The organism is Herpetosiphonaceae bacterium, from assembly GCA_036374795.1.
Classification (GTDB): Bacteria; Chloroflexota; Chloroflexia; order Chloroflexales; family Kallotenuaceae; genus LB3-1.
The window spans coordinates 194524-206500 of the sequence record DASUTC010000347.1 but is presented as its reverse complement, the minus strand read 5'-3'; the positions used below and the strand labels follow the sequence as shown (position 1 = coordinate 206500).

Genomic DNA, 11977 nt, shown 5'->3' with positions numbered 1-11977 from the left:
CAGCGCCTCAAGCGCCACCTGAAACTTGAATTGGGCGCTCCGGCGCTGCCGCTTTTTGGTCATGCGTCCCTCCACATGCGCTTCAAAGATCCTAGCAGATCTTTACGTCACACGTGGTCTAGTTTTTGGGACCAATCATACCGGTTCGTACAATACGTTAAGTGGAATATAACGATCGCCTATCGACTAATCTTGTTGGCAGTCAGTTTTTTGCACGCTTGTACAACAAGTAAAGAAAAGTAGTATTATGAAGCTCGCTACGAATCATCGAGCCTACATCTAGTTGGAAGTATGTATGAAATCTTTCATTATCTTTCCTCAAACTGCTTGGACAAGTGCAGGTTTAGGCTTTGCTGGAATACATCACCTCAGCCAAGCATTACTGAAGAGCGGCGTTAAGTGCAAGGCACAACGTGAATACCAAGCTATTATCTTTGAGTTTGAGGAGTTGCGCGAGGAAGTGCTAGAGCTAGTAAGCAAGGAGCTTCCTGATGGCTATGAAATCCCTATAGTATTCAATGGGCAGTGCATGATTGTTTCTAATGATACTACTGTCCTCTGCAATGCAGATGATGATAAGTTTCAAAGATTGCTACGAGATGCACATTTGCAAGTCACTTCACAAGAGGAAATGGAAGATGAGTTGACCAAGCTTCCACTTAACGAAATCAATAAGATGTGTGATATATTCGCTCATGTAGAAGGTGCTGTTCTACCTCTTACAGAGTTTGATATTGAGAAGATACTAGCTAGTATAGCAATAGACAAGACTTATAAACACAAACTTGCTGGAATATTAGTGGACATCAAAACAATCTGGTTCGCTTTGCAGTACGATCTAAGTCAAATGAGTCGGAATGCTTCTGAATTTATCGAACAAAACTACATGTTTTACGGATCATCTACCTTAAGATTTTCACAAGAAGAGATTGATTATACGAAACGATTCAAGCGCTACATGTACATCAACAATGCGATCGTAAGAATTAGAGCCTTGTGGGAGAAACTAATCGGCCTAGCGATTCTATTAGAGTGTCCAGATCGATTTGATGAAATCCTCAAGGCTAAACGAGTGAGAGCAACATTTGTCAAGAATTTTAGAGATGCCCGCAACCCAATTACGAGGTCTATCTGGGATCGCATTCATTCTATTGACCCCTTTGAAGAAAGATTCCGAACACCTGAGTTGCACAAGATAGGTAGAACGATTGGGTGGGCAGCTCAGGAAACGTTAGGTGAAGAGACAAATCGTCTACTTGCCCACTGTAACGACTTAAATCGACTGCTCAGAGAAATGTTAAAATCACTTGAGTCTTAAAAATTGTGCCCTTGCCGATCCAGATGCTGCACCCGGACGCTAGCAGCCGTAATGAACATGAACTGCAAGCAAATAGAGGGCATTTAGAGGATTAGCACGAAGAGTCCCTTTCAAGGACGCCAAAGGCGCTTGCGAGCGAAGCAACGTCCTTGACACGGGCGATACCATTGGCACCCATGCTCCCTGGCGCAGCCACCCTTTACTCAAATCGGTTAGTTATCATACCAATGGAGCCAACTGTTATGGAACGACTGGATCGTGAACCGCAGGATAAGGAGTTTTTTAGCCTCTTTGTTACTGCTGTGAAAGACGGAGTGGAGATTGTTCGTACCCTTGAAGCAAATAAAAAGTATATAGGTAGCCATTTTGATTGGCCTACGATCAGTTATACAGAGAACGGGATGCCAAGTTTTTCCCAGACCATATTTTCAGGAACAACTAATTACGGAGAGCCATTTCGCAAAGGATCGTCAGCTACTGTAGACTATACAACAATTCCGTCTTTTATGATGCTTATTAATTATCTGAAAAGCAAAGATGAATTTTATAAACATCTTGGTGTACCAGAACACGCAATGATTGCAGGTATTAATTTTTTCGAGATTAGTGCTGTTATGCTAATAACCAACACTATAGACAGGTATATGCATCTCTACAGGGATGATCCTTTTTCTGAAAGCCTTATTTTACCCATGTATTTATTGATAGAAAATAGTATATTTCACAATGATTTGAACATCAATATTCTTATTCCAATTCTTTTACTAAACTTTGACTCAGATAATATTCAATTTGATAATGGTTTTAGTATAGTACGGATGACAGATGATTTTCAACTGGCTCGTGTTCTAAATCGTGGACTTGCTCTAGGTATTCATCATTTTGTATCTGATTCTGCTACCCACGCATTTGTAATTAAGAATTGGCATATTAAGAATAATGGTTTTTGGGATGTTACAAACGGGCTTTCAAATATCGCGAACTATCCGATCCATCATATAGATACATTCTTTGCTGCTCTCCGTATCGTAACAGGCTTGTACACAGGATACGCACAAATTTTATCTCAACCTATAGATTGGGCATTTAGGTTTACTGCCTACCTGCCTCCAGTTCATGGTATTACCACGCGCTCCTATCCCAAATGGTTTGATGAAGGCCACTGGAGAAGCACTTTACCTATTGTTACCTATCAACAAGCTATAGAGATAGGAAACATTTTTTCCAAGCTCTTGAACATGAACGTTAATGAGGTTGGCATTGCAGCTCGAAGGTTAAATATGTGCCTGTCTCGTGACAACGAAGAGGATTCTATATTGGATGCGACCATAGCTATGGAAACACTTCTATCTGATGACGAGCGCCAAGAGATGACACATAAACTTGCATTAAGAATGGCTGCTATATCAAGGCTATTACCAGATCAAGAGTTTACTCCCCTTGAGATATACCAGATTGTTAAGCATATTTACGCGTATCGTTCAGCTATTGTGCATGGAAGCTCTAAGGCAACTAAGAAGAGAGAGTTTACATTTAGAGATAACAAGAAGATTTCAACTGTTAAGGTTGCAGTTGAGCTATTGCGAATGGCTCTTAAGATTCTTCTATTGAATCCAGAGTATTTGAAGCCTGTAAAAATTGATGAGGAACTTTTATTAGGTAGCTTTACTAACTAGCTTTTATCTATTGTTGGTTCTACTTTTGCTGGTGTGAGCAAATAGCTCTAATTTACCTGATTCGTTCCATTATATTGGCAACATTATTTTAGAGTAACTTTATAAACGAGGTATTCATAATGACTATGCACTTTACTAGGATTACAATTTCTCGCGATCTTATTCGTGATGAAGTAATAAATTATGTACGCGAGAATCGAGCGTCTCTCAGTCTTCCCCAGCCTATAGAATATACAGGGGCATATATTGTTGGTACACACGAATGGTTTAACCAGACAAAACAGGTGGGAATATCAATCAATACTATTATTGACATGATTTACAACAAACTAATATCATCTGGTAAAGCTAGAACTGAAAATGTTGCTGTTAATAACAGTTCAACAATGACGACTTTCAATGCTTATTTTCCTCTACAAGTTAAGACTATTATTCTTGAGGAAATACTAGATCTTACTCGACTCGGTGTACTCACCCTACTACAGTTTACACCAAAAAATCAAGGAATTAACTACGACTTCGTTTTCGATGTGAGGTCTGACAGAATAGTTCTCACGGAGTACGGATCTCGCTTTATTACCGAGGCATCTCCTCTTCCTTTTTTCTCGAATCAGTATCTAGGTATATTGAGACAAGTGTCTGAACCCGACGATGAACTGCAAGCGTACCTTTCTGAAGGCATTACTTGCTTACGAAACCAGTTAGCGCGCGCTGCCGCAATCTTATTGCGATTAGCAGCAGAACACAGCCTGGACAAACTTATTGATTCAACAAAGCTGGCAATACCAACAGATCAAGAGCGTAGTTCGTTTATGGAAAAGATACGGAAAGCATCGACCAATCTCCAGCAGCGTGCAGAGGTAGCATTTCAAAAGCTGGAGTCATCTTCGGGATTAATACCAAGTCAACTTGACAAGTCGGTAAGGTATCAACTACGTGCTGCCTTTCATTCGATACGGGAGCTTGGTGGAAGAGCAGCTCACAAGTCCAATAATATATTGCTACAAGAAGTCACAGACCATTATACGCTTTATGCAGGGTCAGTATATTCGATTGTCAACCAAGTAATTGACTACCAGACGACTCAACGTTTATCCCCTCCTCCAACCTAACTAGATGGCATTAGAATGTCCTTCTTGACACCAGGTCTTATTCCACATCATCTAGGTTTTACGAGATTCGTTATACTGCCTGGGATGGAGGAATTCATGCAAAATATCAGGTCATGGATTGCCCTAATAAGTGAAAAATGGTGGGCACTTTTTACAGTTTACCTCTCATTGTTTGTTCTTACATATGGGGGCATATGGTTCTGGATAGAGCCATTGTCCATCCCTGATAGGATTGGCTTTTGGAACAACCAAGTAGTTGAGAGACTCGTTGTTCACATTGTTGCATCGTTTCTGTTTGCATCCCACATAACGTTACTACTAGGCGGGATTAGTGCTACTCAACGAGATCGAAAGCGACGCCAAGAACTGCAACAACGTGAACAGATTCTCCAGAAGCTCAATGCTGAGAAGACAGCACTGGAAACTGAATTAAAGAGCCAGATAGATGAATTACAGAGAAGTATCTTAGAGCGTGTTTAACAATTAATGCTTCGGTCGGTACACTATAGCCATGCCAGCGAAAAAACTCATCGACCAACCAGCACGTCGGACGCGACGCTATCCCACCGATATGACTGATGCCGAATGGCAACTCATTGCCCCGTACCTGGCACCGCCGACTGGTCCTGGCGCACCGCGTACCGTTGATATGCGGGCGGTAGTGGACGCGCTCTGGTATCGCTTGCGCACCGGCTGCCAGTGGCGCATGTTGCCCAGCGACTTTCCGCCCTGGTCGACGGTCTACTATTACTTCCGCCAGTGGGGTGATGATGGCACGTGGGAGCGCATCAACACCGCCTTGCGGCAGGAAGTCCGGCGGCGAGAAGGACGTGATCCGGAACCGAGTGCCGCCATCATCGATAGTCAAAGTCTCAAAACCACCGAAGTCGGCGGCGAACGCGGCTACGATGGCGGAAAAAAAAGTAACGGGACGCAAACGGCACATCGCGGTTGATACCTTGGGTCTCCTGTTGGTCGTCGTGGTCCATGCGGCCTCGCTCTCGGATACCGAAGGCGCGCTGGATGTCGGAGCCAAATTACGCGGGCGCGTTCCCCGGTTACAACTCGTCTGGGCAGATCAAAGCTATCGCCAGACGATGATTGCGTGGTTTGCCCACACTTTGCGCTGCGTCGTCGAGATTGTCGCCCGTCGACCAGAGCCCGGCTTCCACGTGCTGCCGCAACGCTGGAAAGTGGAGCGCACCTTTGGCTGGTTCAACCGCTCGCGGCTGCTGAGTAAGGAATACGATGTCTACACCGAGGTGAGCGAATATTGGGTCTATTTAGCCTCCATTCAGCTCATGATGCGTCGATTGGCGCGCACCAGTCATAACGGTCAACAGGCAAAACTTAATTGTTAAACACGCTCTTAGATGCCAAGAGTACAAGTATCAGGACGGAACTGTTAAGGGGGATGGACAATCCCTCGAAATCAATAGAAGAACTGGAGCAAATGCGCCAAAAGATTGCCCACTTGTTTGAGCAGATCGACGTGGTTGATGAGCGTATCAGCAGCGAAGCCCTAACAGATACGTTGGTACGTGACGTGAGGCAAGTACGAAGATTGGTAATCGCACTTCTGATAGCTTTTCAAATCACTACAATACTGCTTATAGACCCACTTATACTTCTCCTTGCATGGCTCTTTTCCCTTATACCAGAACCTATTCAGTTAATCTTAACTTACATCGTTACGGTCTTAGCTTATTTGAGTGCGGCTGTATTAATTATTGGCATAATGATAATCGTGTGGGTGATGAGACCTCCTCGTTATTAACAAGTTTCATAATTCCACGGACAATACTGCGGTCGTAATTTGTGCAGCCTGCTGCAATGGTCATCACCATGTCCTAGACTGCGTCTTACCAGTAGCGAGGAAGTGATTAAAGAAAGGGTGTGGAGTCGGTGATTGGAGATACAGTATGATTGGTCCCAGAAACTAGACCACGTGCGAAGTAAAGATCTGCTAGGATTGGCAGACCGCATGTGGAGGGGATCATGGCGAAGAAACGGCAGCGGCGCAGCGCCCAGTTCAAGTTTCAAGTTGCCCTGGAAGCGCTGAAAGAGCACGGGTCGCTGGGCGTGGATAATGCCTGATGTTATTTGATTACAGCCGATTCCCATTCGCGGCTACCAAACACTCGTCGACGTCATCGAGCTGCTTGTACCCCACCTGAACCCGCCGTCGTGCAACGACTGGCAGGCTGGCCACTCGTCCCTCTGATCAAGAAACAACCGCAGCACGCTCCCAGAACCACCAACTGCGCGACTCCACCACGCTCATCCCTGCTGTCTGCCACGTCTCGGTACCGTCCGCCAGCTGAACCCCGCCATGCCTCGACACCTGGACACGTCCTGCCCGCTTTCCACGCCATCATCGTGCATCAGTATAATACTAAATTATTGGTTGACAATTGTAATCTACTATGATACAATTTATCGAGAGGTATTAACGAGGATGGACCCCATGGCACACAACGCTTCCACCCGGCCCGTCACCCCGCCGTCCGCCCGGCGGTTTCGCGCTCGTCCTGTCGCCAACGACATTCGGCTCATCGTCACGACCATCGTGCGGCTCGTGCTGCGGAAAACCATTGTCATGCCCGGTGGGCTCCTCTGGCGCGTCAGCGCGATCCTGCTGGTGCTGATCGACCATGCCGAACAGACCGGTGGCGATCCTGAGATCCTGCGCCAGGCCCGCGCGGTTCATCGCCGCTTGCTGCATCTGCAGGGCCAGCGTCGCACCGTTCACGAGCGGCCCATCCGCTCCAAGACGTTCCCATCCGCGTAGGAGCCACGGCGATGAGCAAGCAGCACCACCCTGTCGAATTCACTGGACGAACCGGCTTGCTGCTGGCGGCACTCGCGTCCGTCGTCGGCAGCGCCGCCTTCCACTGGATCGTCCAGAGCAGTATGACGAACAATGTCGCGGTGGCGCTCTCCTTCACCGCCATCTTCGTTCTCGCGCCGATCATTTTTGTCGGATTTATTTTCCCGACCTCTCCCGCCGGGATGCTGGTGATGAAGATTCGGATGCGCACCTGGGGCTACCTGGTGCTGGTGCTGTCGGCGATCTTTCTGATCGGCTACGACGCCTGGCTGATCAATAGCTGGTGGCTCACCCAGGATGTTGTCGAGCAGAGCGGCTACAGCGTTCACCAGACGGTCTTGAGCATCATCGGCTTCTTCGTGTTGCCCGGTCTGCTGGTGTCGCAGGTCTCGACCGCCGAGGCGATCGAAGTTATCCGCCAGGCGCACCTCGTCAAGCGGTACGAGATCCAGACGAAGGCCCAGATCGTGATCTTGCGGAATACGCTGCTGCGGGCACAGGAGAAAGCCCTGATCGGCTTCGCGAACTTGACGCCGGCCGAGCGGGATGAACTCGCCAACGTCGTGCGCGGCCTGGTGTACGGCATCGGCGACACGCTGCGCGAGCTGGTCGACGGCGTCCAGGCTGTCAGCGCCACGCGCATTCCGTATCGCCCGCTGGACAAGGACCAGCAGATCCAGGGCTACCTCGATCATATCGCCGGGGTGATTACCGACGACCAGCCCGATCCCGGCCCGCGGAGCGGTGGTCCTGGCCCTGCCCCACGCCCGCAGCGGCCCCTGCCCGAACCCGGCAGCGACCGAGCGCACCCGCGGCGCCCCGATGAGCCGGGACCGCGCGATCGAGGGGATCGCGGCGGCGAGCGGCGGCCTGATGCCCGTGGACCGGGAGGCGAGCGCCAGGAGCGGCGTCCCGCTCCGGATCACCGCGCCGAGGGGCGCGCTTCCGAACAGCGCGGCGACCAGCGCGGCGACCAACGGAGCGACCAGCGTGGCGACCGCCGCGCGCCGACCCAGGCGGGACCGGATCGCGCAGACCGGGAGCAGCGTCCAGCCGACCGGGCTGGCAATGACCAGCGGGGCGACCGGGCTAGCAATGACCAGCGGGGCGATCGCTCAGGCGCTGCCCGTACCGCGAACGGTGAGCGCCCGGTCCATCGTCTTGACATAACAAGCTTTGTCGAACACCTGGCTGCGGCGGCTCCACCGGATGGCGATCTCACGTCCCTCTTTGATTTCATCGACGAGCAGGACGCGCAGCAACCACCCGCTGATCCACGGGTGGCGCCATGACCCAGCAGCAGCACCGACGTCGCCTGTGGCCGGGAACGCGGATCGCCCTCGATCTGGTGATCGAACGGCCAGGACAGGCCCGGCTCGACGTGATCCTGGCGGCCGGGGTTCAGCCCCAGGATCTGGTGGCAACGCCGCAGGCGCACTACCTGCCGACGACGGGCAACGGCTGGTGGGGCCGCGCCGTGATCGCCGATCGGCGCTGGGTCGTCCGATTGTCCGGCAACGGCAAGACGTCGCCCTGGCAGGCGCTCACCGCCATCCTCGCTCGACCGGATCGCCCAGCGGTACCGATGCCGGCGTTGCTCCTGGCCCTGTACCTCGCGCTGACCGATGATCCACGCAGCCGCTCGCACGAGCTATCCAGCATGCTCGCCGGCGTTGGCCCGATCGCCGCCTACCTCCCCGAAGCGTGCGCGCGACCCGGCTGGCGCGCAATCGACGACGCTACGGTCACGCGGCACGCGTATGGCCTGCTGCGCAGCATGCTGCGCCGGTCCGATCTGGTCTGGCCCACCTCAGATGGCGACTCGCTCCGGATCTTTCTGCGGCTCAGCGAGCTGCTGTGGACGTTCGATCCCATCGTGGTCCGCGAGATCAGTGCCTTTCGCGCCGCCGACTTCGACCAGGCGCGCGCCGTTACCCGCATGCTGACCGGCATTGCGACATTGCAGGTGCTGCGCTCCGGCACCCCCAGCATTCGGGGCCTGCCGGTCCAGATGACCCCCGGTCGCCAGGGCCTGGCCCTCGCGCAGGGCCTGGTCCTTTGCCATCCATCGGCGCCGACCATCACGGATGCCGCGCTCGCGTGGCTGTGCGATGGCTCCCTGGGCGAGCCGGGCAATCACCTCGATCCGGATACGCAGGCGGCCCGGCTCGCCGCGGCGCGGGTGCCGGACGACCTGTTTGATCACCGCATGGCCGCCATCGCGCAGCTCATCCATGCGGGTACTTGTGGGACCCAGAATCCATCCGGACGGTGGGAGCTGGTGCCACCCGCGCATCTGCTTCCGCTCCAGGAGATGGGCGTGGCCGCGCTCCGGATTGTGGCGAGCCCCGACGGCTTCTGGGTCCGGCTGCTGCCGACGGATGGCGCCTTTGGGCGGGTGTTCTGGTGGACGAGCGAGGCGACGATCCCGGACGCCTGGGAACCGCTCCTGCTGGGTGGCTGCCGCAGCGCGCTGGCCCTGGCGCTGCATGGCTGCCTGGCTGCCCTCTGGCACGATCTCCGGGTCAAGGGCCGCGAGCGGGTCCTCTTTCACGCGGCCGGTGGGACCCCCGCCCGTTCTGCGCAACGACCCCTGCGCGGAACAGCGCAGACGGCCCGACCGCGTGCCGCGCTTCCCCGTGGTAAGACGCACCATGTGCGCTTAAGGCCGAGTAGTGTCCCACGGGTCGCGTGGGGCACCGAGCGCGACCGGCGGGCCATCGCTCGCGCCACCAGGCGACGGAGCCCTGGCAAACACGAGGTGGGCGGCCACCCCCGGCGCACCCGCGTGGGCCGGTACATCCGTCCCGATGCGGCCGACCTCGCTCGCCAGGCCGGCTACGACCTCCAACCCGGCGAGACCTGGGTCACCCGCTTCGACCGCGGCACCGACACCCCCACCACGCCTGCGCGCCGTGTCTCCGCACTCCCCGGGCTGCAGGCGCTGAGTCTGTTATGGCATGCAACCGAGGAGGAATCGCGTCAGTAACCACCCCGTTCCACGGGGTGGCTTGTGCGAACAAGCCTATACTGACCAGCTCCCCGTCGCATGACGGGAACCGTTGATCGGGTCAGGACACCGTCCGGTGCGTTGCCAGCCGGACGCTCTGTCGCGCTCCGGCATGATTCCTGGGGCAAGGGATGAAGCCGGGGCGCTCGACAAGCCCGATCCACTGAGCGAGGCGACCATGACCTGCGCACGCAGAGAGGTTTTTTTATGAGTCAGGTCTTGGTCATCGACACCCACAAGCAGCCCTGCGATCCGGTCCATCCGGCAGCAGCACGGAAGCTCCTGTCAAGTGGGCAGGCCGCCGTGTGGCGGCGTTATCCGTTCACCATCATTCTCAAGACGGCGCGTGCGGCTGAGCCAGATCCGCTGCGGCTCAAGCTCGATCCGGGCAGCAAAACCACCGGGATTGCCGTGGTCAACGACACGACCGGTCAGGTTGTCTGGGCCGCAGAATTGACCCATCGTGGTCAGCAGATCCGCGATCGGCTCCTGGCACGCCGGGCCGTGCGCCGCAGTCGACGGCAGCGGAAGACCCGCTATCGCCAGCCGCGCTTTCTCAACCGCACGCGTCCCGCTGGATGGCTGCCGCCGAGCCTCCAGCATCGGGTCTTGACCACGCTGACCTGGATTGAGCGGCTGCGGCGCTGGGCGCCGATCGGGGCAATCAGCGTGGAACTGGCGCGCTTCGACACCCAGCAACTCCAGGACGCCGAGATCCAGGGTGTCCAGTATCAGCAGGGGACGCTGGCAGGTTACGAGGTCAGGGAATACCTGCTCGACAAATGGCAGCGGCGCTGCGCCTACTGTGGCGTGGTGAACGTGCCACTCGAAGTGGAACATCTCATCCCCAAGAGTCGTGGCGGCTCCGATCGCGTCAGCAACTTAACACTGGCCTGCCACGGCTGCAACCAGCGCAAGGGCAATCAGACGGCGGCGGAGTTTGGCTTTCCGCAGCTTCAGGCGCAGGCGAAGCAGCCGCTCAAGGATGCGGCAGCCGTCAACAGCACGCGCTGGGCACTCTCCCACTGTCTCGTAGCAACGGGGCTGCCGGTTGAGGTCGGCACGGGCGGACGCACCAAATACAACCGCACGGTGCGCGGCCTGCCGAAGATGCATTGGCTTGACGCCGCCTGTGTTGGAGCGTCCTCCCCTGAGCGACTCGCGGTGCGCGAGGTGCGCCCGCTCCTGATCCAGGCCACCGGGCATAGCTCACGCCAGATGTGTCGGATGGATCGGTACGGCTTCCCGCGCACGGGACCAAAAGGCGCACGGGTGATCCGGGGCTTTCAGACGGGCGATCTGGTCCGTGCGGTCGTGACCAACGGGAAAAAGAGGGGTACCTATGTCGGGCGCGTAGCGGTGCGGGCCACTGGCAGCTTCAATATCGCAACGGCGGGTGGCATCGTGCAGGGCATCGGGCATCGGTATTGCCACCGCCTGCAGCGGAGCGATGGCTATGCCTATCAGCACAGAGGCGGCGCTTCCTCCCACCCATAAACGGGCGGGTTTCCGCGCCGATGGTTTTATGACCACCACCCATCGTCCGACCCGCGTCCTGATTAAGCGCGCTTCGCTGAGCCCGCACGACACGCACACGCAGCCGATCTATTGGGCGCTCCCGCTCGACGACGAGACGATCGCCGCCGTCCGCCAACTGCACCGCGCCTGGGAACTGGCCAACACGGCCTGTCCCATCAACTTTGTCACGAGCGAACAATGGTACGGAACGCCGTTTCACCGAACGGCCGAGATTGAAGCCCTCCTCGGTTCCGCGCTGAGCGCGCTCGACACGTATCCGACGGTGGTGGTGGAATTAACCGAAGCACTCGACGTGGCACTCGAAGATGCCGAAGTTCAGGATCTCGATCCCGTGTATATCGAATGTCATGGCACCAGCATTACGCTGTGGGCGATCGTCGATGACGCGGACACGCGGGCCACGGCGAGCGAGATCCTGCTGCTCGACCAGCTGCACACCGAGCCATATGATCCTTTACATATAGCTGTCCATTAAATGGCAGATTGGGTGCT

Annotated in this window: 10 protein-coding genes; all 10 read left to right on the top strand. The window is 54.6% G+C overall.

Going from position 1 to position 11977, the window contains the following annotated elements; genetic code table 11:
* Positions 1-295 precede the first annotated feature (295 nt).
* The 10 genes from VFZ66_28050 to VFZ66_28005 all read left to right on the top strand — a co-directional run bounded on the left by VFZ66_28050 (position 296) and on the right by VFZ66_28005 (position 11960).
* Positions 296-1318 carry a hypothetical protein gene (locus VFZ66_28050; protein HEX6293068.1) on the top strand — a complete coding sequence of 341 codons (1023 nt, stop codon included), beginning with the start codon at positions 296-298 and terminating at the stop codon, positions 1316-1318.
* Positions 1319-1560: 242 nt separating this feature from the next.
* On the top strand, positions 1561-2994 hold the full coding sequence (locus tag VFZ66_28045) for a hypothetical protein (GenBank protein HEX6293067.1): 1434 nt from the start codon (positions 1561-1563) through the stop codon (positions 2992-2994).
* Positions 2995-3113: 119 nt separating this feature from the next.
* A complete protein-coding gene (locus VFZ66_28040) occupies positions 3114-4106 on the top strand; it encodes a hypothetical protein (protein HEX6293066.1) in 993 nt (330 codons plus the stop codon).
* Between the two features lie 96 nt (positions 4107-4202).
* Positions 4203-4586, top strand: coding sequence for a hypothetical protein (locus VFZ66_28035; protein HEX6293065.1), 384 nt, complete (start codon positions 4203-4205; stop codon positions 4584-4586).
* A gap of 31 nt (positions 4587-4617) precedes the next feature.
* A protein-coding gene (locus VFZ66_28030; GenBank protein HEX6293064.1) for an IS5 family transposase occupies positions 4618-5467 on the top strand; the annotation gives its coding sequence in 2 pieces (ribosomal slippage) (positions 4618-5022 and positions 5024-5467; 849 coding nt in all).
* Between the two features lie 1106 nt (positions 5468-6573).
* A complete protein-coding gene (locus VFZ66_28025; GenBank protein ID HEX6293063.1) occupies positions 6574-6897 on the top strand; it encodes a hypothetical protein in 324 nt (107 codons plus the stop codon).
* An 11-nt stretch (positions 6898-6908) separates the two neighbouring features.
* A complete protein-coding gene (locus VFZ66_28020) occupies positions 6909-8228 on the top strand; it encodes a hypothetical protein (protein ID HEX6293062.1) in 1320 nt (439 codons plus the stop codon).
* On the top strand, positions 8225-9925 hold the full coding sequence (locus VFZ66_28015) for a hypothetical protein (GenBank protein HEX6293061.1): 1701 nt from the start codon (positions 8225-8227) through the stop codon (positions 9923-9925). The genes VFZ66_28020 and VFZ66_28015 overlap by 4 nt, the downstream gene beginning before the upstream one ends.
* Positions 9926-10153: 228 nt before the next feature.
* On the top strand, positions 10154-11443 hold the full coding sequence (gene iscB, locus VFZ66_28010; protein HEX6293060.1) for an RNA-guided endonuclease IscB: 1290 nt from the start codon (positions 10154-10156) through the stop codon (positions 11441-11443).
* Entirely contained in the window at positions 11403-11960 is a 558-nt protein-coding gene (locus VFZ66_28005) for a hypothetical protein (protein ID HEX6293059.1), read from the top strand. Before iscB ends, VFZ66_28005 begins: the two co-directional genes overlap by 41 nt.
* Positions 11961-11977 lie beyond the last annotated feature (17 nt).